The following is a 23159-nucleotide window of genomic DNA, read 5'->3' as shown; positions in this document are numbered from 1 at the left end:
TCGAGCCGGCTGTTGCGGTCGCGGCATTCGGGAGCCGCGACCGCCTGCATCGCCTGCATCGCCAGCACCGCCCGGCCCGTTCACGAGCGGCCCGGCATCAGGTCGCGATGGGCCGATTCCCTGAATTCGCCCGGCGTCAGGCCGGTCTGCTTGCGGAAATAGCGGCTGAAATACGCGCTGTCCGCAAACCCCATCTCGTGCGCGATCTGCTTCACGCTCAGATTCGAATAAACCAGATCGCGCTGCGCTTCGCGAATCAGATGCGCGTTGACGACCGCCGTCGTCGAGATGCCCAACTCCTCCCGGCACACGCGCGCAAGCTGCGCGGCCGTCACGCCGAGCCGGTCCGCATAGAATTCCACCGGCCGATGCTCGCGAAAATGCGTGTCGATCAGTTCGCGAAAACGCCGCAGCAACGTGGCGCGCCGATCGGTGCCGGCATGCGACGGCGCAGCCGCGAGATCGCTCAGGCGCGCGACATGCACGACCAACGCCACCAGCAACGCCATCCCGGCCGCGCCTCGCCCGCGTGAGGTGCTGCGGAATTCCTGTTCGAGCAACGCGAACAACGGCATCAGCATCGACGCGCTCGCGTCTGGCTCCTTGACCGGAATCACCGCCGCGCGTTGCAGGATCGACAGCGCGCCCGGCGCGGCGGTCTTGACCAGCGTTTCGAGCGCGCGCTGCACGACCGTGATCACCAGGCCGTCGATCTGCGGCGAGAACTCGAACGCATGGACCGTCTGCGCGGGCAGCAGCACGAGGCACGGCGGCGCGAACGTGTGCTTCCCGCTCTCGATCACGACATGCCCCTGCCCGCCGCGGATGTACAAAATCTGCAATAGCGCGTCGTGACGGTGCGCGGCGATATGCCAGTCGTTCGGCCGGCTGCGCTCCGGTATCCATTCGAAGTTGAACGCGTCGTACCAGGACGGACGAGCCGATTCGCCATACAGATCGTAGTTAGGGATTCTCCTCATGCCGCGCGGCCTCCTGTGTACAAATTGTCCTGTTGCTTGCGGCGTTTGTCCAATTTTCGCGCGATGCGCGCTCCTATACTTTTCCCATCGACGTAGCGCTTGCCACTGACGCGACGCGCGACGTTCGGGCAGCGTGTGCCGGATCGATCCGGACGTTTCCAGCCTATTTCGGAAGGATACCTAATGATATCGCAAGCGAACAATCAACAGCAGGACTGGCTTCGTCTCGACGGGCAGGTGTGTGTCGTGACGGGGGCCGCGGGCGGTATCGGCGCATCGATCGTTGAAACGTTCGTGGCGGCCGGCGCGCGGGTCGCGCTGCTCGACCGCGACGCGGACGGCACCATCGCGATCGCCGAGCGGCTGCGCACGGCCGGCGGCGACGTCGTCGCCATCGGCTGCGATATCGGCGACGCCGCCAGCGTGACCCAGGCCGCCGAACGCGTGGCGTGCGACCTCGGCCCCGTCGACGTGCTCGTGAACAACGCCGGCCTGTTGCGTGCCGGCGGCATCGAGAGCATCGGCCTCGACGCATGGAACGCGATGCTGCAGGTCAATCTCACCGGCTACATGTTGTGTTCGCAAGCATTCGGGCGCGCGATGCTCGCGCGCGGCTCGGGTGCGCTGGTGCATGTCGCGTCGATCGCGGCGCGCCACCCGCAGACGTACAGCGGCGCCTACAGCGCGAGCAAGGCGGCGGTCGCGATGCTCGCGCGGCAACTGGCGGCGGAGTGGGGGCCGCGCGGCGTCCGCAGCAATACCGTGTGCCCGGGCATGATCCGCACGCCGCTGTCCGAGTCGTTCTATGCGAGCGGCGACATCGAGGCACGCCGCAGCGCGATGACCGCGAACCGCCGTATCGGCCGGCCCGACGACATCGCGAACGTCGTCGCGTTTCTCGCGAGCCCGCGTGCGGCATACGTGAATGGCGCGGAGCTGGTGGTCGACGGCGGCCTCGACGCGATGCTGATGGATCTCGTGCCGCGGCCCGGCTACGAGGCCGGTGCCGGCGCACGCTGATTCGCGGCCTTGCCGCGCTGCACGCACGGCGCGCAGCACGAGCTCGGCGACGCAGTTATTCAAGAGACGGAGGAAGACATGATGAACGATCGGCAGCACTCGAAGCAGGTCACGTGCGATCTGCTCGTGATCGGATCGGGAGCGGGCGGCCTGTCCACCGCCATTACCGCGCGCAAGGCGGGGCTCGACGTGATCGTCGTCGAGAAGGAAGCATGCTTCGGCGGCACGACCGCATTTTCCGGCGGCGTGCTGTGGATCCCCGGCAATCGCCATGCGCGCGCAAACGGCGTGCAGGATACGCGCGATGCGGCCCGCACGTATCTGCGCGGCGAGACCGGCGAGTTCTACGACGATGCGGCGATCGACGCGTTTCTCGAGCACGGGCCGCGCATGCTCGATTTCTTCGAGCGCGAGACGGACGTGAAATTCGTGCCGACGCTGTATCCCGACTATCACCCGGACATGCCCGGCGGCGTCGACATCGGCCGCTCGGTCGTTGCCGCGCCGTACGATGCGCGCGGGCTCGGGCGCGATCTCGAGCGCCTGCGTCCGCCGCTGAAGACGATCACGTTCATCGGGATGATGTTCAATTCGTCGAACGCGGACCTGAAGCACTTCTTCAACGCGACGCGCTCGCTCCAGTCGGCGTGGTACGTGACGAAGCGGCTTGCCGCGCATCTGAAGGATCTCGCGCTGTACCGGCGCGGCGTGCAGATCACGAGCGGCAATGCGCTCGCCGCGCGCCTCGCGAAGTCCGCGCTGGATCTCGGGATTCCGATCCTGACGAACACGCCCGCACGCGAACTCGTCGCGGACGGCGCACGCATCGCCGGCGCGACGGTCGGGGCCGACGGCGCGACGTATCGCATCACCGCGCGCCGCGCGGTCGTGCTCGCGAGCGGCGGCTTCTCGCACGACGTCGCGCGCATCGCGCGTGCTTATCCGCACGTGGCGCGCGGCGGCGAGCATGTATCGCCGGTGCCGGGCGGCAACACCGGTGACGGCGCGAAACTCGCCGAGCGCGCGGGCGGCCGCGTCGAGATCCGCTATCCGCAACCGGCCGCATGGATGCCCGTCTCGCGCGTGCCGCTCGGCGACGGCCGCTTCGGTGTGTTTCCGCATCTGCTCGATCGCTACAAGCCCGGCGTCATCGGCGTGACCCGGCGCGGCACGCGTTTCACGAACGAATCGAATTCGTATCACGACGTCGGCGCCGCGATGATCGCCGCATGCCGCGACGAGACCGAGACCGCGATGTGGCTCGTGTGCGATCACGCGACGATCCGCAAATACGGGCTCGGCTTCGCGAAGCCCGCACCCGTGCCGCTCGGGCCGCTGCTGCGCAACGGCTATCTCGTGCAGGGGCGCACGCTGGCCGAACTCGCGCAGCGCGCCGGCATCGATGCGGCGAATCTGGAGGCGACCGTGCGGCGCTACAACCGCGATGCTGCGCGCGGCGAGGATCCCGAATTCGGCCGCGGCACGACGTCGTTCAACCGTTATCTCGGCGACGCCGACCATCGTCCGAATCCGTGCGTCGCGCCGCTCGGCGACGGGCCGTATTACGCGCTGAAGGTCGTGATGGGTGACCTCGGCACCTTCGACGGCATCCGGACCAACGCGGTCGGCCAGGTGCTCGCCGCCGCCGACCGGCCGATCGCCGGCCTGTATGCGGTCGGCAACGATCGCGCCAGCATCATGGGCGGCAACTATCCGGGCGCGGGGATCACGCTCGGGCCGATCATGACGTTCGGCTATCTGAGCGCACGCCATATCGCTGGGCTCGACGACCTTGGCGAGCGCACCGACGTCGCAGAGCCACCCCCGCCCACTGCCGCGCCGCATCCCGCCGCCGCGCGCGCGACCGCCTGAATCCGGAGCCGACCATGACAACCGCGAAATTCTTCATCGACCATCGCATCTACACGATTCGCCCGCGCGGCATGGCGGAGTTCATCGAGATCTTCGACCGGCTCGCGATGCCGATCCAGGTCAAGTATCTCGGCGCGCCCGTCGGCTTCTACATGAGCGACATCGGCGCGTTGAACCAGGTCGTCCATCTGTGGGGCTACGACAGCATCGCCGACTACGACGCGCGGCGCACCGCGCGCGATGCCGATCCGGACTGGCCTGCGTATCTGCAGGCGTCGGGCCACCTGATCGTCGCGCAGGAGAGCCGCATCATCCGCCGCGTCGAGTTTCCGAGCCTCGCGTACCTGACGCGCTGAGCCCATGACGATCAAACCGGGACACGACATGGACGACACCCGCGTGACACGCGTCGCAATCGTCACGGGCGGCGCGCACGGCATCGGCTGGGCGTGCGCGATGCGGCTCGCGACCGCCGGCTACCGCGTCGCGATCGCCGACCTGCACGGTGAACGTGCAGCGGAACGCGCGGCCGCACTCGGGCCCGAACATCTCGGCCTGCGTGCCGACGTCGCGAGCGAAGACGACGTGGTCGCGCTGATGCGAACCGTCGTCGAGCGCTTCGGCCGGATCGACGTGCTCGTCAACAACGCCGGAATCGGCGAGCAGAACGCGCCGACCGTCGAGCAGTCGGCGGCGGCGTTCGACCGGCTGCTGGCGGTGCACGTGCGCGGGACGTTCGTCGCGAGCCGCGAAGTCGCGCGCGTGATGCTCGCGCAGCGTGCCGGCGCGATCGTCAATCTCTGCTCGATCGCCGGGCAGGGCGGGATTCCGACGCGCAATGCATACGGCGCGGCCAAGGCTGCGATCGCGTCGCTGACGCGATCGATGGCATGCGAATGGGCGCGCGCCGGCGTGCGCGTCAATGCCGTCGCGCCCGGCTACGTCGCGACCGAACTGGTCGACACGCTCGCGCGCAACGGCCAGCTCGATCGCGCGGCGATCGAGCGCCGCACGCCGCTCGGCCGCCTCGCCGAGCCCGACGAGATCGCGGCCGCGATCGCGTTCCTCGCATCGGACGCGGCGAGCTACGTCACCGGCACCGTGCTGAACGTCGACGGCGGCTGGCAGGCCTACGGCGCTGCGGAATCACCGCCCGGCTGACGTGCGCCGCTCATCCGGGCACCGGATTCACAACTCGACAATGACCATGAACAGGTCCGCGCGCGGGCGGTGCATCGGCACCGTCCTGCGACCGGATCGAAGGAGACATACGATGAAAACCCCCCCGCGTACGCTCGACGTGCAGTCGTTCATCGACGCCGAGCGCTTTTCCCCCTGTCAGTGGCTGATCCTGATCCTGTGCTTCCTGGTCGTGGCCGCCGACGGCTACGACACGGCCGCGATCGGCTTCATCGCGCCCGCGCTGACGCACGACTGGGGCATCGCGCGCAGCGCGCTCGGCCCCGTGATGAGCGCGGCGCTGGCCGGGCTCGGCATCGGCGCGCTCGCCGCCGGCCCGTGCGCGGACCGGCTCGGTCGCAAGACCGTGCTCGTGCTGTCGGTTGCGTGTTTCGGCGCGTGGAGCATGGTGTCCGCGCATGCGCAGTCGATCGAAGCGTTGACTGCGTTCCGCTTCCTGACCGGGCTCGGCCTGGGCGCGGCGATGCCGAACGCCGTCACGCTGATGTCGGAGTACGCGCCGGCCCGGATCCGCGGCGTGGCCGTCAACGCGATGTTCTGCGGTTTCTCGTGCGGGCTCGCGGTGGGCGGCGTCACGTCCGCGTGGCTGATTCCGCAGTTCGGCTGGCAAAGCGTGCTGACCGCGGGCGGGATCGGGCCGCTCGCGCTGGCGGTCGCGCTCGTGATGCTGCTGCCCGAGTCCGCGCAGTATCTCGCGGCGCGACCGGGCACGCATGCGCGCATCGCGCGCATCCTCGCGCGGATCGCACCGCGCGAGCGCTTCGACGACTGCACGTTCGTGGCCGCCGGCGCGCGAACGCAAACGGGCGGGGCGTCCGCGCTCGCGCAGGTGGTATCCGCGCAGTTCCGTTCGCGCACGCTGATGCTGTGGGCGGCCTATTTCATGGGACTGCTGATCTATTACCTGCTGACCAACTGGATGCCGACGCTGCTTCGCGACGCCGGTTTCAGCGCCGAAGGCGGTGCGTTGATGACCTCGCTGTTCCCGCTCGGCGGCGTGCTCGGCAACCTCGGCGCCGGATGGCTGATGGACCGCTTCAATCCGAACCGGACGATCGTCTGCGCGTATGTCGTGGCGGCGCTGCTGGTGCTCGTGGCGAGCCGCACGATCGGGCATGCCGCGTGGCTCGGCACGCTGATTTTCCTGTGCGGCACCGTGGTGACGAGCGCGGTGACGTCGATGTCGGCCTATGCGGCGAGCCTGTATCCGACGCGCTGCCGCGCGACGGGCGTGGCATGGATGCTCGGCATCGGACGAATCGGCGGCGTGGCCGGTGCGTTCGCCGGCGCGATGCTGATGGGGCTCGGCTGGCACTTCGGCGACGTGTTCAGCTTGTTGGCGGTGCCGGCGCTCGCCGCGGCCGGTGCGTTGTACATGATCGGCCATTGCCGCACGGAGATCACGGAACAGGAGCGCGCGAGTGGGGCGGCCGTGCAGCAGCACTGATCCAGCAGGCGCGCGGTTGCAGCGCGCAGCGCGAATGAAAAAAGCCACGGAGTGCTCCGTGGCTTTTCGTTGTCGTCACGCAGCCGTTTCATGGCTGCGTATCGAACGGTTTCGTACGAACGCGCTTACGCGATGCTCTTCGACCAGTTCGCGTACCAGTTGCGGAACAGCGTGTACTGCGCTTCCGCGTAGTTGCGCTGCGCGTCGCTCAGGGCGTCGGTTTCGTTGAAGTGCAGCGTGTATTCCTTGTCGCCGTTCAGCACCATCAGGTGCTTGTAGAACAGGACCAGGTCGCAGCCTTCGTCGAACGACGACAGCACGGCCAGCGCCGCTTCCAGTTCCTTCGCACGCACGCGCGCCACTGCGTCGCCTTGCGCGGCCTTCTTGCACAGGTCGACCAGTTGCAGCACTTCGCGCGGCAGCGCGTTGCCGATACCGGTGATCGCGCCTGCGGCGCCGCAGTTCACGAAGCCGTGGAAGACCTGCGTGTCGACACCGGCCATCAACGTGACGCTGTCGTCCTGCGACGTGATGTTCTCGGCTGCGTAGCGCATGTCGGCGGCGCCGCCGAATTCCTTGAAGCCGATCAGGTTCGGGTGCTGGCGACGCAGTTCGAAGAACAGGTCGGCGCGGGTCGCGAAGCCGTAGTACGGGCTGTTGTAGATCACGGCCGGCAGGTTCGGCGCGGCGTTCAGGATCGCGGCGAAGTGCGCCTTCTGGGCCGCCGGCGACGCGCCGCGCGACAGCACGCGCGGGATCACCATCAGGCCGTGTGCGCCGACCTTCGCGGCATGCGCGGCGTGCGACACGGCTTCCTTCGAGTTCACCGCGCCGGTGCCGACGATCGTCGGGACGCCGGCCTCGACCAGGCGCGCGACGCCTTCCTGGCGCTGCGCTTCGGTCAGCAGCGGCCAGTCGCCCATCGAGCCGCAGTACACCACCGCGCGCATGCCGAGTGCAATCAGTTCCTTGCCCTTCTTCACCAGCGCGTCGAAATCCGGCTGACGGTCAGCGGTGCACGGCGTCATCAGGGCCGGAATGGTGCCGGTAAAAATGTTGTCGCTCATCTCGTTTCCTCACATTCAGATAGGGTCAACTGCCATTGCTGGCAACCTGGGCTGTACGCGCGCTCGCCGTCTCGTCGGTGCTGCATGCGATCCGGACGGCGGCTGGCCGCCTCTTGTTTGCCTCGGTGCCGAAACGTTGCCTCCGGTTTCGCCCGAGAGTCAGCCATCGACGGAAGTCATTCTAGCCAGTCCGCATATTTTATACAATATAAAATAAAAAGGGCGTGACGAAGGTTGTCGTGCCGGAGCCGCGGGAAGGGTGACGAACCGCGCCGCAGCGGCTTTGGGCGGGGGCGACGGACGATCCCCTCGACACCGGAAAATTCACGCAACGCCCCGCCCGTCGGCCCGCGAGCCGCGGTCAGCGTCCCGTAGACAAGTCCCTGCCGTACTTTCCTCTGATCAGAAACATCGTGCTCGCGGGCTCGGAACCTGACTGCCAGATGCCGCCCGGCGTGTCACATTTCTGCCGAAAGCTTTTTTGAGATTGCGTGGATTGTGTATTGTATAAAATCTTTCGACGTGCTTACGCGCGAACCCGGCCCGCCAAGGGAAATGGAAGACAACGAGAGGAGATACGGAGATGACAAGTCAGGTCGGCGAGGCAGTCTCGCCCGGTAGTGCAGCAGCCGTGCAGGACACGGCGTCGAAGCGGGAATTGAAGCGGGTCGTCGCGGCGTCGATGGTCGGCTCGGTGGCGGAGTGGTACGAGTTCTTCCTGTATGGAACGGCGTCGGCGCTGGTGTTCGGCACGCACTTCTTCAAGAAGACGGGCAACCCGATCGACGGCCTGCTCGCCGCGTTCGCGCTGTATGCGGTGGGATTCGCCGCGCGCCCGATCGGCGGGCTGGTGTTCGGTTACTACGGCGACAAGTTCGGCCGCAAGTATCTGCTGCAGGTGAGCCTGATCGTGGTCGGCGTCACGACCTTCCTGATGGGGTGCCTGCCGACCTTCGATGCGATCGGGTACTGGGCGCCGGTGCTGCTGGTGTCGCTGCGCCTGATCCAGGGCTTCGCGTTCGGCGGCGAGTGGGGCGGCGCGATCCTGCTGGTCAGCGAACACAGCCCGGACAACCGCCGCGGCTTCTGGGCCAGCTGGCCGCAGGCCGGCGTGCCGGCCGGCAACCTCGTCGCGACCATCATCCTGCTGGTGCTGTCGAGCTCGCTGTCCGAGGCCGACTTCCTGGCGTGGGGCTGGCGCGCGGCATTCTGGTTCTCGGCGGTGTTCGTGCTGATCGGTTTCTGGATTCGCCGCAAGGTCGACGATGCGCCGATCTTCAAGGAGGCGCAGGCGCGCCGCGCGCAGAAGCAGGAAAAGCAGCTCGGCGTGGGCCACGTGTTCAAGTATCACTGGCGGCAGGTGCTGATCGGCATCGGCGCGCGGTTCGCCGAGAACATCCTGTATTACATGGTCGTCACGTTCTCGCTGACTTACCTGAAGCTGGTCGTCGGCTTCGACACCACGCGGATCCTGAAGCTGATGTTCGCCGCCAACGCGATTCACTTCTTCTTCATCCCGCTGATGGGGCTGATGTCGGATCTCGTCGGGCGCAAGCCCGTGTATCTGACGGGCGCCGTGCTGACCGCCGGCTGGGGCTTCGTCGCGTTCCCGATGATCGAGAAGTGCGTCAAACCTCGTCCTTCAGGGCGAGGAAGGAAAGCGCGGACGCCGCAGGCGTCCTTAGCTGCGCTTAGTGCGGGGTTTTCTGCTGTTCGATGTACTGGCGCACAATTTCGATAGGTGCACCGCCGCAACTTCCTGCAAAGTAGGACGGAGACCACAGAGCACCACCCCATAGCTTCTTGCGGATACCGGGGTAATTTTTCCGCCGAATCATGCGACTGGATACGCCCTTGAGGCTATTCACCAGCGACGACACGGATACCTTTGGCGGATAGTTCACCAGCAGATGAACATGGTCGTCTTCGCCGTCGAACTCCACCAGCTCGGACTCGAAGTCGCTGCAAACATTGGCAAGGATCTCGCGCATGTCGGCCAGTATGGATTTCGAGAACACGTCTCGCCGGTATTGGATCACGAAGACCAAGTGCGCATGCATCAGGAAGACGCAATACCGCCGGCGCCGGATGTCTTTGTTCGTCGTCAGAGGCCAAATGTACAATGGCCCGATGCAGCGACTCCAGGCCTTCAAGTTCGAACTGATGCCAACTGGCGAGCAGCAGCGCGATATGCGCCGCTTCGCCGGATCGTGCCGGTTCGTCTACAACAAGGCGCTGGCATTGCAGAAGGAGAATTACGACGCGGGCGGCAAGTTCATCGGCTACGTGGCGATGGCAAAGCACCTCACTGCGTGGCGTAATGGGTCGGAGACGCCGTGGCTCAAGGATTCACCCGTTCACCCGTTGCAGCACGCGCTCAAGGACCTGGAGCGGGCCTACAAGAATTTTTTCGGCAAGCGTGCAGCATTCCCGCGCTTCAAGAGGAAGGGCAAGAGCGACAGCTTCCGCTACCCCGACCCGAAACAGATCAAGCTGGATCAGGGTAACAGCCGAATCTTTCTGCCCAAGCTCGGTTGGCTTCGTTACCGCAATAGCAGAGGCGTATTGGGTGAGTTGCGCAATGCCACGGTATCCCGGAGTGCCGGGAAATGGTTCGTCTCGATTCAGACACAACGCGAGGTCGATCCGCCCGTGCCGCAAGCCACCCGCGCAGTCGGCATCGATGTCGGCGTAGCTCGCTTCGCAACGTTGAGCGACGGCACGTTCCTCGCACCGCTCAACAGCTTCAAGCGGCACGCGGCTTGGTTGCGCCGTGCGCAACGGGCCATGAGCCGCAAGGTGAAATTCAGCAGCAACTGGAAGAAGGCGAAAGCCCGCATCCAGCGCATCCATTCCCGCATCGGTAACTCCCGCCGCGATTACCTGCACAAGGCCACGACCACGATCAGCAATAACCACGCGATGGTGTGTATCGAGGATTTGCAGGTGCGGAACATGTCCAGATCGGCAGCGGGCAACACCGAGAATCCTGGTAAGAACGTTCGGGCCAAGTCCGGCCTGAACAAATCCATCCTCGATCAGGGCTGGTTCGAGTTCCGTCGCCAACTGGACTACAAGCTGGCATGGAACGGCGGCTGGCTGATTGCGGTGCCGTCCGCGAACACGAGCCGGACGTGTCCGGCGTGCGGTTGCGTGAGCGCGGAGAACCGGCTTACGCAGGCGCAGTTCGCCTGTATCGAATGCGGTTTCGAGGAAAACGCCGATGTGGTCGGCGCGATCAATATTTTGGCGCGGGGACACCGCGTTGCAGCCTGTGGAGAGCCGGTGCAGTCGGGCCGCTCCGTGAAGCAGGAACCCGCTGAGGCGATCTGAAGCAAGCATCATCGCTTTGGGAGCGGTAGGAATCCCCTGCGTTCAGGCAGGGGAGGATGTCAAGGATACCGGCAACGACTGGATCATCATGGCCGCGATCGTGCTCGGCCTGTTCATCGAATCGATGACGTACTCGCCGTATTCGGCACTGATGACCGAGATGTTCCCGACCAACGTGCGCTATACCGCGCTGTCGCTGTGCTACCAGGTCGCGCCGCTGATGGCCGGCTCGCTTGCGCCGCTGATCGGGCTGTCGCTGCTCGAGCGCTATCACTCGTCGACGCCGATCGCGTTGTATCTCGTCGCGGCCGCGCTGATCTCGATCGTGTGCGTCGGGTTTGCGAAGGAAACGCGCGGCAAGTCGCTGCGCGAGGTCGATGCGGAGGCAAGTCGGCGCACGCACGCGTGAGGCGGGTGATCGAAGACTGATTGCGTCCAGGCAAGCCACCCGCGAGGGTGGCTTTTTTGTGGTTCATCGAGGATGCCCGGGGAGCGCGGGGAAGACGGTCGGCGTTCGGTCCACTACGGTCGTAGCTGATTGCGCCCGACAGCGCCCGACAGCGGCCATCGACGGGTGCTTGTCGAGGGGATCGAATCTGCTGCAGTGCACTGCACTGCGTTCGCTCGTTCCCGGTGATGTCGCGCATGCCGTCGGATGGCGACGTGTCGGCAACGGGCGTAGCATTCAGACATGCGGCCGGCCGCGATGCTCACTGACGGATCGGCGGCACGCCCGGTCCGGCCGCAGCCGGCCACCCATGACGGCCCGGCAAAGGAGCCTCGATGCGCTCGCAAGCAACGTCCGTCCCACGCCTGAGACGCTACGGGATCGCGGCTGCGATCGTCATCGCCTGCCTGATCGTCGCCGGGCGCATCACCGGTCTCCTGGTCGACTGGCTTTGGTTCTCGTCGATCGGCTATGCCGGCGTCTTCTGGACGATCCTGTCCGCGAGGGTGCTGCTGTTCGTCGCGGTGTTCGCCGTGTCGGCCGCCGCGATCGGCGCGTCGGGGTGGCTCGCGCATCGTCATGCCAGGCCCGTCGATGTCTGGCAGGTAGCGGACGCTTCGTCCACGCGTGCGGAGGATGTCCTGCGGGCGCTGGCAGGGGAGGTCGCGTCGCGCATTCCCTGGCGCGCGGTCATCGCCGCGGGTGCCGTCATACTCGGGCTTGCGATCGCCGCCGGTGCGATGTCGAGCTGGGATGTTGCGCTTCGATTCCTGCATCGGGTGCCGTTCGGCGCGCACGATCCGATCTTCGGCAAGGACATCGGTTTCTATCTGTTCGCGCTGCCCGTCTGGATCGTGCTGAAGAACCTGCTGCTGCAAGTGGTCGTCTGCTGCGCGATCGTCGCGGGCGGCGTCTACTGGCTGCGCGGCGACATCATGCTTCGCCCGCCGAAGGGGCTTTCGTCGGCCGCTGCGGTTCACGGGTCGGCGCTACTGGCACTGTTCTTCCTGCTAAAGGCCTGGTCCTGGTGGCTCGAGCGCTTTCTGCTGCTCTACGACAACAACGGGGTCGTGGTCGGCGCCGGTTATACGGATGTCCACGTGATGCTGCCGGTGCTGTGGCTGCTCGTCGGCCTCGCCGCCGCGTCGGCCGTTGCGATGCTGGTCAACCTGCGCCGGCCCGGCTATCGATTGCCGGCCGCCGCGATGCTGCTCGTGTTCGGCACTTCATTCGCGCTGGGCATCGTCTATCCCGCGCTGTTCCAGCGCTTCTACGTCAAGCCGAGCGAGCTGCAGCTCGAGACGCCCTATATCCAGCAGAACATCGCGTTGACGAGGCAGGCTTACGGTCTCGCGCAGATCGAGGTCAAACCGTTTGCGGCCGAGCAGGGCCTGAACATCGCGTCGCTGCAGGCCAATCGCGCGACCGTCGACAATATCCGCCTGTGGGATGTGCAGCCGCTGATGGATACCTATGCGCAGTTGCAGGAGATCAGGACTTACTACAAGTTCTTTTCCGTGGATATCGATCGCTACCGTCTCGACTCCGGCTACCGGCAGGTCATGCTGTCGGCGCGCGAACTGGATCAGACGATGCTGCCGGAGAACGCCCGAACCTGGGTGAACCTGCATCTGCTGTTCACCCACGGCAACGGCATCGTGATGTCGCCGGTCACGGAGAAATCCACGGAAGGCTTGCCGTCGCTCTATCTGCGCGACATTCCGCCCGTCGCCGATGGCGGACCGGCGATCGACGAACCGCGCATCTACTTCGGTGAAGGCGGGCACGGCTATGTGATCGTGAAGGGCAGCGTGCCCGAATTCGACTACCCGAAGGGAGATAGCAATGTCTATACGTCCTACAGCGGGCGCGATGGTGTCGCGATCGGCGGCGCGGTGCGGCGCAGCCTGTTCGCATGGCAGTTCGGCGATCCCAACATCTTGCTGACGCACTACATCACGAACGAGAGCAGGATCCTCTTTCACCGCAACGTCCGGGACCGGATACGCACGATTGCACCGTTTCTCGCGCTCGACCACGACCCCTATGTCGTGGCAAGCAACGGACGCCTGTTCTGGATGCAGGACGCCTATACGACCAGCCACTGGTTTCCGTATGCGCCGCCCGGCACCGGCGATGGCGCCAACTACATTCGCAACGCGGTCAAGGTGGTGGTCGACGCGTACAACGGCACGGTCGACTTCTACGTCAGCGATCCGTCCGATCCGCTGGTGCGGACTTACGCGCGCATCTTCCCCGGCATGTTCAAGCCGCTCGACGCGATGCCGCAGGATCTTCAACGGCACATCCGCTACCCCGAGGATCTGTTCCTGATCCAGGCGAACCTCTACCGCGCTTATCACATGGATGCACCGGAAGTGTTCTATAACCGTGAGGACCTCTGGCAGTTTCCTCGTGCGCTGGGCGATATCGACGGGGGCGACGCCGCGAACCGGCAGATGGCGCCGTACTACACGATCATGCGGTTGCCCGGCGATGCGCAGGCCGGCTTCGTGCTCATGCTGCCGATGGTGCCGAGCCAGCGCGAGAACATGATCGCGTGGCTGGCCGCGCGTTGCGATCCGCCCGGGTACGGCAAGCTGATCGTCTACGCGTTCCCCAAGGAAAAGCTGATCTACGGGCCGTACCAGATCGAGGCGCGCATCCAGCAGAGCACGGAAATTTCGCAGCAGATCTCGCTGTGGAACCAGATGGGCTCACGCGTCATCCGCGGACATCTCGTGGTCGTTCCGATCGAGCACTCGATTCTCTACGTGTCGCCGCTCTATCTGCGCGCGTCGTCCGGCCAATTGCCCGAGCTGAAACGGGTGATCGCGGCCTACGGCGATCGCGTCGTGATGGAGGAAAACCTGAGCGAGGCGCTCGCGGCGCTGTTCAAGGAGACGAGGCCGGGGCCGGTGGCGGCGCCGGCCGGCGGCGCGGCGGATGCGCGCGCCCGCGATGCGCTGGCCCATTACGATCGTGCGATCGAGCGGCTGAAGGCGGGGGATTGGGCCGGCTTCGGCGCGGAACTCGATGCGCTCCGACCGTTGCTCGAAGCGATGGGCGCCGCTCGTGCGGATCACAAGCAGTGAGTGAGGCGCGGCTGAACGGGCGTGAGCCTGGCTGCCGCGATCAAGCAGTTGTCGCGTTGTTCCGGGCGCGCGCATTGGCCTGAACCGGGACCGGGTGCGGAAAGCGGGCCGGCAGCCGGCTCGTTGCCCCATAGATCGATCGAGCCGGCCAACCCGTCAGGTCAGCGGCGGCGCGTGCCCGTGATCCTCCAGACTTCGCGCGTCGTCGTATTCCCGCGAAATATCCTTGTTCGTGTAGTCGCCGAGTTTCGATGCGGCGACCAGGCTCAACACCGCACATATCAGCACGTACACTGCGATCGCATACCCCGAATGGTAGTAGGCAAACAGCGCGGTCGCGATCAGCGGTGCCGGGCCGCCTGCAATGACCGAAGCGAGCTGATAACCCATCGACGCACCGCTATACCGCAACCGCCCGGTAAACGACTCGGCGATCAATGCCGCCTGCGGTCCATACATCATCGAATGCGGGACCAGCGACAGCACGATGGCCGCGAAGATCCATGCCGGATTCCGGCTGTCGACCATCGCGAAGTAGAGGAATCCGAATACACCAACGGAAACCGCACCGATCATGTACATCCGCCGCCGCCCGATCAGATCCGACACGTGGCCGAACAGAGGAATGGTGACGAATTCGACCACGGACGCCACCAGCACCGCCGTCAGCAGCAGCTCGCGCGTGACGCCCAGCGCCGTGATCCCGTACGTGAACACGAACGCCGTAAAGATATAGAAGGGCGCCTGTTCGGCCATCCGCGCGAACGCCGACAGCACGATATCCCTCGGTTGCTTGCGCAGCACTTCGAGCATCGGTGCCTTCTCGATCCGGCGCTCGGCCAGCAGTTTCGCGAAGATCGGCGTCTCGAGAATGTTCAGGCGGATATAAAGCCCGATCGCGACCAGCAGGATGCTGAGGACAAACGGCACGCGCCAGCCCCACGTGAGGAAACTGCTGCCGGACAACCAGCTCATGGCCAGCACGGCGAGGTTGGCGAGGAACAATCCCGCCGGCACGCCGAACTGCGGCCACGACGCGACGAAGCCGCGATGTGCATTGGTGCGCGCCCACTCCATCGACATCAGGACCGAGCCGCCCCATTCACCGCCGACGCCGACGCCCTGGATGAAGCGCAGCACCGTGAGGAGAATCGCGCCCCAGATGCCGATCGCTGCGTAGGTCGGAACGAAGGCCACGGCGAACGTGGCGAGCCCCATCAGCAACAGGGTCACGATCAGCGTGGCCTTGCGGCCGATGCGATCGCCGTAGTGGCCGAAGATCGCCGCGCCGACCGGCCGCGCGACGAAGCCGACGGCATAGATCAGGAACGCCTGAAGCGTGCCGACGAGTGGATGGGATTGGGGGAAATACAGCTTTGCGAAGACCAGGCCGGTGACCGTGCTGTAGAGGAAAAAGTCATACCATTCGATCGTGGTGCCAATCGTGCTGGCGATGACGGCGCGGCGCAACTGGCGCCGGGCTTCCTCGTCGGAGAGGGGCGTGGCCGCGGATTGCATGGCAGCCATTTTGGTATCTCCCGGAAAAGGGCGATAAAGAAATAAACCATACGCCCGGCGACAGGTTTCGGCAAGCGCAGGCCAGGAATGGATCGCAGGGCGCTTGAACCTTTTAGTAAGAAGTCCTGATATATAGCCAGATCAACCGCCCGCGCGAGCATGCATGTCGACGAACGCCCGGTTGCACGATGGCTCGGTGATTGCCGTCCATTGAAGATGCGCGTATTTGCAGAACGCCATCCGCAGCGATTCCCGGTTTCCGTGAGAAAGCCCGGTGCGGTCTCGGTCGAAACAGCGGCCGTCGAATCGTGGAGTAGTATTCCCCCATGTCCAGGTTATGGCTCGGCCTCTACGGCGCATAGCCAACCCATCCGTGACGCGGGCGGCTGGCTCGTTAAAGGGTTGGGAAGCTGCTTCGACGATACGTATGGTGGCGTCGGCCGTGACGACGGCATTGATGGGAGTGCGTCATGTCAACCGAGTGGAAGCAGCGCGTCAGACTGTTTATCCAGCGCTTCTGGCAGCCGACCAGTGCGTGCATGACCTGCATGCCGGGAAGCTGGGGCAATATCATGAGCCTCGCCCACTGGTCGATTGCATTTCATACAGGTCTGTTTACCGGACTCCTGGCTGTCCTGCTGACTTTCACGCCCGCGGCGAAACTCTACGCGCATCGATACGGCAATGCGGTGATCGTTGGCCTCCTGACGACGTTGGGCGACGCCTACTCGCACACGAGTCACTACCGTATCCCCTATGTCGAGCACATCGTGACGGGGGCAATTTCAGGTCTCTTGACGCTGGCGGCCTCATATCTGTTCGAAGACCGCGCGCGACGCCTTCGGGCGGTATGGGCCCGGGTGTTCGGATAGCTTGTCTGCTGACTTTCCGAACCCGCCGGGCCAAACGGCAAGAGGCTCGCCGGTGAGGCTGCGCTTCGCCGGCGCGCAGCCGCGGCCCGCCGCCAAAGCGACGACGGTCTTCCCCCGACAGGTCACGTCAGCGCGAAGCCACGCCGTCGCGCGGCGACGATCCTTGACAGCCGACGACGTTCAGGCTGCTGCCGCGATTTGAACCGAGTCTTGCCGCTCGCCACCCAGGATATCGACGAGATCGGTCAACATCCGCGCCAATTCACCCGTCATCAGCGTGACATCCGAGTCGAAGCGTTCCTCGTCGTTCTGCGCGGTGGGATCCGTTGCCTCCTTGATCACGTCGAGCGGCGTGACACGCTTGATCGTCAGCGACGGCGTCAGCACGAACGAGATTCGGTCATTCCAGGTCATCGCGAGGCGCATGCATTGTTTGCCGGCCTCGATGTGCCGGCGCATGTCGTTCGCTTCCAGCGCGTGGCCGACGTATCGCACCGTGGCGCCACCTTCGCCGCTCGAGCGCAACTCGGCGTCCTGGTCCACGGTGAATCCGCCCGGCGCCTCGCCGGACAGCAGCCAGTCCGTCATCGCGGCGACCGGCGAAAGCGCCACCTGAACGCCGGCGAGCGGCAATTGATCGATCGATTTGACGAGCAGGCCGCGAACGTCGTCGGCAAGTGCCTGTGCGGCCGCATCGATGACGAGCCAGCCGTTCACCGTATCGATCCACACGCGGGTATCGCGGCGAATGGTGAACGCGCGCGGCAGCAATTCGTCGGTCACCTGCTCCTTGAGTTCGCGCAGCTGTTTTCGCCCCACCTTGAAACCCTGCTGCTCCTCGACCTCAAGCGCCCGGGCCTTGGTCACCTGATTGACGACCGACGCCGGGAGCAGCTTCTTTTCGGCACGAAACGTCAGCAGCATCTGCCGGTTGATCGAATACACGAGCGCGCCGTCGTCGCGCGGCGACGCCCAACCGGAGCGCTGCATCTCGACGCTGGTGCCCGGCTGAAACGCGTGGGGCGCCAGCCATGCTTCCATCTGATCGGGGGTAACGGGCCACGGTGCCGGAAGACGGTGAAGCTGAAGATTCTTGAACCACATAGGCGTGCGGGCAAAGCGCGTCATTCTATATGACGGTGACGTCTACCGGCCAGAAGCGCCGGTCGGGATGCAACATCGGCGGGCCGCTTCTATTGCTCGGGCGGCCATTCATCGTCATCTCGTCAAGCGGGTTACGGCGTCGAGAACGCGTGTGCCGCAGCCATCGTATCCAGTGCTTCGCGCAACAGCAGGATTTTGCCGTCGCGCGCCACCAGCCGCCCTGCGTACAACTGGCGATAGATTTTCCCCGTTGATGGAACGAGCGCTTCGACTTCATATTCGGCGAATACCTGCTCGGGCGTTTCGATCAGCAGCCGCACATTGCTGAACGCAAAATCCGGCACTTTCGTGAGCAGCGAGGCAATGAAGGCTTCGATCGCAGCGGGCCCCTGCGCGCGTGCGTCGATACCCAGTGACTTGAGATACGGCAGTTCCAGCACACCGTCGTCGGCAAACAGTGCGCCAGCCGCGCGTGGATCGCGAATCGATTCGAGGTAAGCGAAAAGCAGCTGTTTGGCGTTGTTCATGATCGGCTCGATAAAAGCGTTAATGGAAGCGATTCATTGCAGGCGCGTCGTCGACGCAGTCGCCATCTGCTGCATGGCGGCGCGCGTCGGTGCGTCGGCGGCAAGCACGTCGAGCAGGCCGAACTCGCGGCGCGTGACGTCGTTGCCCGACGCGTCAACGAGCGCGCCGCGCCGGGCGCCTGCCGGGACTTCGCGCGCCTCGGCGGGCGTAAGCGTCTCGACTGCCGGGCCGGTGGCGCTGTTCAGCGCGTCGAGGAACGGGACAGTCGCGGTATCGGGCGTGTCCGGGGTGGCTTGCGTATTCATCGTGATTCTCCTTTTGCCTGGTTGAGCGGTTTGCGGCGTGATGTCGTGCAGCCGGTGGAAAGGAGAATACGGTCCGGACAATGTTTGCGAAACGGAATCGTTTGAAAACCATCGTTGCATGAATGCAATGATGGACGCCGGCCGATCAACCGCGCCGACGCATCATTTCGGCCATCGCCAGGTCGGCTCGGAAAGGTGCTCGGCAAGATAATCCGACAGCGCCGCGACTTTCGCGGGCCGCGCGCGCGCCGAGGGCGTGACGAAGTAAACACCGCCCTTCGTCAGCGACCAGTCGGTCAGGATCGCTTCGAGACGACCATCGGCCAGGTAATCGCCGGCGATGAACTCGGGCAGTTCGGCAATCGCCAGTCCGGCGAGCAGCGTGGGCAACAGCGCATCGGCATTCGTCACGCGCAGCGGGCCCGCCGGCATCACCGGTTCTTCGTCGCCTGCGTCGTTCGTGAAGCGCCATACGGCGCTACGCGCGCGGTACGCGTACGAGAGACAGGGACGATCCGCCAGCTCGCGCGGATGGGCGGGCCGTCCTTCACGCGTCAGATATTCCGGCGACGCCACCACGAATTGCGTCACCGCGCACAGCCGCCGCGCGACCAGCGACGAATCCGGAAGCGCGGCGATTCGCAGCGCGGCGTCGAACCCGTCGGCGACCAGATCGACCGACGCATCCGACAGATGCAGGTCGATCGACACTTCCGGATACGCGCGAAAGAAGCCCGGCAGCAACGGCGCGACCCAGCGCAGCCCGTACGACATCGGCACGGCCAGACGCACCAGCCCGCGTGGCTGCACCGACATTTCGCGTGCCGAGCTTTCCGTCTCCTCGGCCTGGCGATAGATCTCGCCGGCCTTCTCGCTGATCGTGCGGCCGAACTCGGTGAGCGAGAGTTGACGCGACGTGCGATTGAACAGCCGCGCGCCCAGCCGGTCCTCCAGGCGGGCCACGCCGCGCGAGACGGTCGCGACCGACACGCCGGTCGCGCGCGCCGCGGCGGCAAACGAACCGTGCTCGGCCACCTTCGCGAACATCGCGAGCCCCTCGAAATCGGGTAGTTGAGCCATTTTTCCTCATCTTTGCATTTATGCAACGTTTGTTTGCAATCAATTCTATTTCGAAAAGATAAGGCCGTCGATATTCTCCTCACATCGCAGTACGCAATGCAACGCAACCCCCCACCGACCCAACGAAAGGAGCAATACCATGGCACGCAAACTCGACAACAAGATCGCACTCGTCACCGGCGCAACCAGCGGCATCGGTCTCGCCACCGCCGAACGCTTCGCGGCCGAAGGTGCGCACGTCTATCTCACGGGCCGCCGACAAGCCGAACTCGATGCCGCCGTGAAGGGCATTCGCGAAGCAGGCGGCAAGGCGACCGGCGTACGTTCGGATTCCACCAAGCTCGATGAGCTCGACGCGCTGTATGCGCAAATCAAGGAAGAACAGGGGCGCCTCGACGTGCTGTTCGTGAACGCCGGCGGCGGCTCGATGCTGCCGCTTGGCAGCATCACCGAAGCACACTACGACGACACCTTCGAGCGCAACGTGAAGGGCGTGCTGTTCACGGTACAAAAAGCGCTGCCGCTGCTTGCCGAGCGGGCCTCGGTGATTCTCACCGGCTCGACGGCGGGCAGCGCGGGCACCGCGGCGTTCAGCGTGTATTCGGCTTCGAAGGCAGCGGTGCGGGCCTTTGCACGCAGCTGGATTCTCGACCTCAAGGAGCGTGGCATCCGCGTGAACACGATCAGCCCGGGCGCGACCCGCACGCCTGGCCTGCTCGATCTCGCCGGTGACGATGCCGCGCAGCGCCAGGGGCTCGCCGATTATCTGGCTGCCCAGATTCCGATGGGGCGCCTCGGCGAGCCGGGCGAGATCGCGAGCGCGGCGCTGTTCCTCGCCTCGGACGACGCGAGCTTCGTGAACGGCATCGAATTGTTTGTCGATGGCGGCCAGCAGCAGATCTGAGCGCAGCCAGGGCGCGCGGGTGCGGAAGACGCCGTCTGCGACGATCGCGATCCGCGCCCGGCGTACTCGAACCGGGCTCCATCATGATTGAACATCGGCCATTTCTTGCGCTTGGCGCAATCCGGCGCGGCCGTGTCGACATCCGCCAGCATTTCCGCATCGGCGAGTCCGGGCGCGCCGACGATGCGCCGCTCGGTCCGCTCTACATGTGGAGCGACGTCGAATTCGCGCCGCGCTCGGGCCTCGGCCCGCACGCCCACCGCGACGTCGAGATCGTCACGTGGGTGCGTTCGGGTGCCATCACGCATGAAGATGACGCGGGCAATCGCGCGCGACTGGTCGCCGATTCCGTCCACGTGACGAGTGCCGGCACGGCGATCCATTATGCCGAGCGCAACGACGAGCATATGCCCGCGCGGCAGTTCCGGATCTGGCTGCGTCCGCGCACACCTGCCGGCACACCGCGCTGTGCGACGCGAGTCTGTTCGCCCGGATGTCGCGAGGGCCGATTCGTGACACTGGCGAGCGGCGATCCGGAAGATGTCCGCGGCGGCGCGTTGCCCATTCATGCCGATGCACGCGTGCGTATCGCGACGCTGCGCGAAGGCACTGCGTTGCGGCACGCGTTGCCGATGCCCGGTTCCGCTTATCTGGTTGTCGATCATGGCCGGCTGGACGTAGGGCCGATCAGGCTGGCACGACGCGATGGCGTTGCCGTTCGCGATGAAACGTGGCTCATGTTGCGGGCGCGGGACGACACGGACGTCATGATTGTCGAGCGCTTATGCTAGGGCGCATGCTCGATCAGCGCGCGGCCGCAGCCTGGTTCATTGCCGTGCCGACTTCGAGAATGCGCGCCGGTGAGCATCGGGTGGCCGTATTGCGGGAACACAGGACGTCGATGCCGACGTCGCCTGTGGCGGCGGTCGCCGACGCTCGCCCGCATGGCCGCTCTGCTAATATCGTAGAAAGTATGCAATATCCATCGCCGCGTCGGCGCTTGCCTGACCGCCATCCCCAGTCCGAACCGCAACATGAACGAGAAACGCCCCGCTCTTGTCTACGCCACGCGCGCCGAAGCCGCAGCGAATGAACTGCGCCGCCGCATCCTGACGGGGGAATACGTCGACGGCTACCAGCTTCGCCAGGACGCGCTGGCGACCGAGCTCGGCATCAGCCGGATCCCGTTGCGCGAAGCGCTCGTGCAGCTCGAGAGCGAAGGGCTCGTGAAGATCCTGCCGCACAAGGGCGCGATCGTGTCGGAGCTGTCGCCGGAGGACATCACCGAACTGTTCGAATTGCGCGCGCTGCTGGAGCCCGTGCTGCTGAAAAAGTCGATTCCGAAGCTGACCGCCGAGGATTTCGCGCGGCTCGATGCGATCCTCGACGAATACAGCGCAGTGCTGCACGCGAGCCAGTCCGGCCGTTGGGGCGAACTGAACACCGAGCTGCATCATCTGCTGCTGTCGCGCGCCGACCAGCCGAAGACGGCGGCGATCGTCGCGTCGCTGCTGCAGCAGACCGACCGCTACACGCGCGTGCAGCTGTCGCTGTCCGAGGCCGCGCGCGACGTGGCCGAATCCGAGCACGCGGAGCTCGTCGCGCTGTGCCGCAAGGGCGATGCGCGCGCGGCGGCGTCGCTGCTCAAGCGCCACATCGAGCATGCGGGCGGCGAGTTGAATGCGTTTCTGCGGGACCGGCGGCTCGGGCGTTGAGGTCGTTCACGCGCCGCGCGCCGCGCGGATACCCGATTCCGGTCAATCCCGGCGTTGAGGCGGGGTTGCGTGCGGTCCGTGGCCCGTCCCGTGCGCCGCACAGCGCCGAAGGCGGCCTGCACGCACCGCTTCCGTGTGACCGTCTAGCCGCCGCCGATCCCCTGCAACACCTTGCCCGTCCCGCCGCACACCGCGCATGGCTGTCCTTCGACCATCCCGGTGCCGCGGCACACGCCGCATAGATCCTCGCCGACGCCCGGTGCATCGGGCGGCCCTTCGTCGCCCGGATTCAACGGCGTGTCCTGACGCTGTCCCGCCGACGTTCTGGTCGTCTGCATCGCACACCTCCTTTCGTGTTTCCGATGTCGCGGCAAGCACGCATCGCGCGTGCCTGCCGCGACGGCACGCGCCGCGGCCGACGCGCGGCGCCGCCAGCATGCGTGAACAGGCACGCCGGCAACGATGGCGCGACGCTCCGCATGACTGCGGGGCGTCGGCTTCATCACGTCCTCCTTACAACGACGGCGCCCATGTCGAGCCCGTCGTCGCCGACGGCAGTCAGTCATCCTATGACTGTAGAAATAGAAACGAAAGAGAGCATCCGGCTCCGGAAAACGACACGTCACCGCGCCGGTTCAAACGCAGCTCATTTCCGGAAAACGTTTCGCGGG

General features: G+C 65.5%; 22 protein-coding genes. 13 read left to right on the top strand and 9 right to left on the bottom strand.

The window, feature by feature from the left end; all coding sequences use genetic code 11:
• Positions 1 to 80: 80 nt before the first annotated feature.
• Entirely contained in the window at positions 81 to 980 is a 900-nt protein-coding gene (locus tag U4Y91_RS18195) for a helix-turn-helix domain-containing protein (RefSeq protein WP_321806201.1), read from the bottom strand.
• A 183-nt stretch (positions 981 to 1163) separates the two neighbouring features.
• On the opposite strand from U4Y91_RS18195, the gene U4Y91_RS18190 reads away from it, so the two are divergent.
• From U4Y91_RS18190 to U4Y91_RS18170, 5 genes are all read left to right on the top strand, one after another.
• A complete protein-coding gene (locus U4Y91_RS18190) occupies positions 1164 to 2000 on the top strand; it encodes an SDR family NAD(P)-dependent oxidoreductase (protein ID WP_415750476.1) in 837 nt (278 codons plus the stop codon).
• Positions 2001 to 2081: 81 nt separating this feature from the next.
• Positions 2082 to 3872 carry an FAD-dependent oxidoreductase gene (locus U4Y91_RS18185; RefSeq protein WP_321806391.1) on the top strand — a complete coding sequence of 597 codons (1791 nt, stop codon included), beginning with the start codon at positions 2082 to 2084 and terminating at the stop codon, positions 3870 to 3872.
• A 14-nt stretch (positions 3873 to 3886) separates the two neighbouring features.
• Positions 3887 to 4228 (top strand): NIPSNAP family protein, encoded by a 342-nt coding sequence (locus U4Y91_RS18180; protein WP_321806200.1) that lies wholly within the window; start codon positions 3887 to 3889, stop codon positions 4226 to 4228.
• A gap of 4 nt (positions 4229 to 4232) precedes the next feature.
• The gene (locus tag U4Y91_RS18175) at positions 4233 to 5033 is read left to right on the top strand and encodes a glucose 1-dehydrogenase (RefSeq protein WP_321806199.1); all 801 of its coding nucleotides are present in this window, start codon (positions 4233 to 4235) and stop codon (positions 5031 to 5033) included.
• Positions 5034 to 5145: 112 nt separating this feature from the next.
• Complete coding sequence (locus U4Y91_RS18170; protein ID WP_321806198.1) at positions 5146 to 6519, top strand: MFS transporter; 1374 nt, start codon at positions 5146 to 5148, stop codon at positions 6517 to 6519.
• 125 nt (positions 6520 to 6644) lie between these two features.
• Here U4Y91_RS18170 and U4Y91_RS18165 read toward each other — a convergent pair whose 3' ends face one another.
• The gene (locus U4Y91_RS18165; RefSeq protein ID WP_124523839.1) at positions 6645 to 7586 is read right to left on the bottom strand and encodes a dihydrodipicolinate synthase family protein; all 942 of its coding nucleotides are present in this window, start codon (positions 7584 to 7586) and stop codon (positions 6645 to 6647) included.
• Positions 7587 to 8169: 583 nt separating this feature from the next.
• On the opposite strand from U4Y91_RS18165, the gene U4Y91_RS18160 reads away from it, so the two are divergent.
• Positions 8170 to 9327 (top strand): MFS transporter, encoded by a 1158-nt coding sequence (locus U4Y91_RS18160; protein ID WP_321806197.1) that lies wholly within the window; start codon positions 8170 to 8172, stop codon positions 9325 to 9327.
• Here U4Y91_RS18160 and tnpA read toward each other — a convergent pair.
• On the bottom strand, positions 9278 to 9694 hold the full coding sequence (gene tnpA, locus U4Y91_RS18155; protein ID WP_321806390.1) for an IS200/IS605 family transposase: 417 nt from the start codon (positions 9692 to 9694) through the stop codon (positions 9278 to 9280). The genes U4Y91_RS18160 and tnpA overlap by 50 nt on opposite strands.
• A gap of 22 nt (positions 9695 to 9716) precedes the next feature.
• Here tnpA and U4Y91_RS18150 point away from each other — a divergent pair, with 22 nt between their 5' ends.
• The 3 genes from U4Y91_RS18150 to U4Y91_RS18140 all read left to right on the top strand — a co-directional run bounded on the left by U4Y91_RS18150 (position 9717) and on the right by U4Y91_RS18140 (position 14462).
• Positions 9717 to 10919 carry a transposase gene (locus U4Y91_RS18150; protein WP_321806196.1) on the top strand — a complete coding sequence of 401 codons (1203 nt, stop codon included), beginning with the start codon at positions 9717 to 9719 and terminating at the stop codon, positions 10917 to 10919.
• Complete coding sequence (locus tag U4Y91_RS18145; protein WP_321806389.1) at positions 10906 to 11328, top strand: MFS transporter; 423 nt, start codon at positions 10906 to 10908, stop codon at positions 11326 to 11328. Before U4Y91_RS18150 ends, U4Y91_RS18145 begins: the two co-directional genes overlap by 14 nt.
• Positions 11329 to 11702: 374 nt before the next feature.
• Positions 11703 to 14462 carry a UPF0182 family protein gene (locus U4Y91_RS18140; RefSeq protein ID WP_321806195.1) on the top strand — a complete coding sequence of 920 codons (2760 nt, stop codon included), beginning with the start codon at positions 11703 to 11705 and terminating at the stop codon, positions 14460 to 14462.
• Positions 14463 to 14618: 156 nt separating this feature from the next.
• Here U4Y91_RS18140 and U4Y91_RS18135 read toward each other — a convergent pair whose 3' ends face one another.
• Positions 14619 to 15989, bottom strand: a complete 1371-nt coding sequence (locus U4Y91_RS18135; RefSeq protein WP_321806194.1) for an MFS transporter — start codon at positions 15987 to 15989, stop codon at positions 14619 to 14621.
• Between the two features lie 461 nt (positions 15990 to 16450).
• Between U4Y91_RS18135 and U4Y91_RS18130 the strand changes: the two genes are divergently transcribed.
• Positions 16451 to 16852, top strand: coding sequence for a hypothetical protein (locus U4Y91_RS18130; protein WP_321806193.1), 402 nt, complete (start codon positions 16451 to 16453; stop codon positions 16850 to 16852).
• A 180-nt stretch (positions 16853 to 17032) separates the two neighbouring features.
• Here U4Y91_RS18130 and U4Y91_RS18125 read toward each other — a convergent pair whose 3' ends face one another.
• From U4Y91_RS18125 to U4Y91_RS18110, 4 genes are all read right to left on the bottom strand, one after another.
• Positions 17033 to 17956, bottom strand: a complete 924-nt coding sequence (locus U4Y91_RS18125) for a recombination-associated protein RdgC (RefSeq protein WP_321806388.1) — start codon at positions 17954 to 17956, stop codon at positions 17033 to 17035.
• A 131-nt stretch (positions 17957 to 18087) separates the two neighbouring features.
• Positions 18088 to 18483, bottom strand: coding sequence for a nuclear transport factor 2 family protein (locus U4Y91_RS18120; RefSeq protein WP_321806192.1), 396 nt, complete (start codon positions 18481 to 18483; stop codon positions 18088 to 18090).
• A gap of 33 nt (positions 18484 to 18516) precedes the next feature.
• Positions 18517 to 18789 carry a hypothetical protein gene (locus tag U4Y91_RS18115; protein ID WP_321806191.1) on the bottom strand — a complete coding sequence of 91 codons (273 nt, stop codon included), beginning with the start codon at positions 18787 to 18789 and terminating at the stop codon, positions 18517 to 18519.
• Positions 18790 to 18951: 162 nt separating this feature from the next.
• Positions 18952 to 19869 carry a LysR family transcriptional regulator gene (locus U4Y91_RS18110; protein WP_321806190.1) on the bottom strand — a complete coding sequence of 306 codons (918 nt, stop codon included), beginning with the start codon at positions 19867 to 19869 and terminating at the stop codon, positions 18952 to 18954.
• Between the two features lie 139 nt (positions 19870 to 20008).
• Here U4Y91_RS18110 and U4Y91_RS18105 point away from each other — a divergent pair, with 139 nt between their 5' ends.
• The 3 genes from U4Y91_RS18105 (at position 20009) to U4Y91_RS18095 (ending at position 22488) form a co-directional block, all read left to right on the top strand.
• Positions 20009 to 20773, top strand: a complete 765-nt coding sequence (locus U4Y91_RS18105) for an SDR family NAD(P)-dependent oxidoreductase (protein WP_044847165.1) — start codon at positions 20009 to 20011, stop codon at positions 20771 to 20773.
• Between the two features lie 83 nt (positions 20774 to 20856).
• Positions 20857 to 21564 (top strand): pirin family protein, encoded by a 708-nt coding sequence (locus U4Y91_RS18100; protein ID WP_321806189.1) that lies wholly within the window; start codon positions 20857 to 20859, stop codon positions 21562 to 21564.
• A 243-nt stretch (positions 21565 to 21807) separates the two neighbouring features.
• The gene (locus U4Y91_RS18095) at positions 21808 to 22488 is read left to right on the top strand and encodes a GntR family transcriptional regulator (RefSeq protein ID WP_044847167.1); all 681 of its coding nucleotides are present in this window, start codon (positions 21808 to 21810) and stop codon (positions 22486 to 22488) included.
• Between the two features lie 143 nt (positions 22489 to 22631).
• Here the strand turns inward: U4Y91_RS18095 and U4Y91_RS18090 are convergent, their stop codons facing one another.
• Positions 22632 to 22826: a hypothetical protein gene (locus tag U4Y91_RS18090; RefSeq protein ID WP_321806188.1), complete on the bottom strand. Its 195-nt coding sequence runs from the start codon at positions 22824 to 22826 to the stop codon at positions 22632 to 22634.
• Positions 22827 to 23159: the final 333 nt, after the last annotated feature.

Origin of the sequence: Burkholderia sp. BCC1993 (assembly GCF_905339865.1) — a bacterium.
In the GTDB taxonomy this organism is placed as follows: Bacteria; Pseudomonadota; Gammaproteobacteria; order Burkholderiales; family Burkholderiaceae; genus Burkholderia.
The sequence above is the reverse complement of the archived record's forward strand: the minus strand, read 5'-3'. Positions and strand labels throughout refer to the sequence as shown.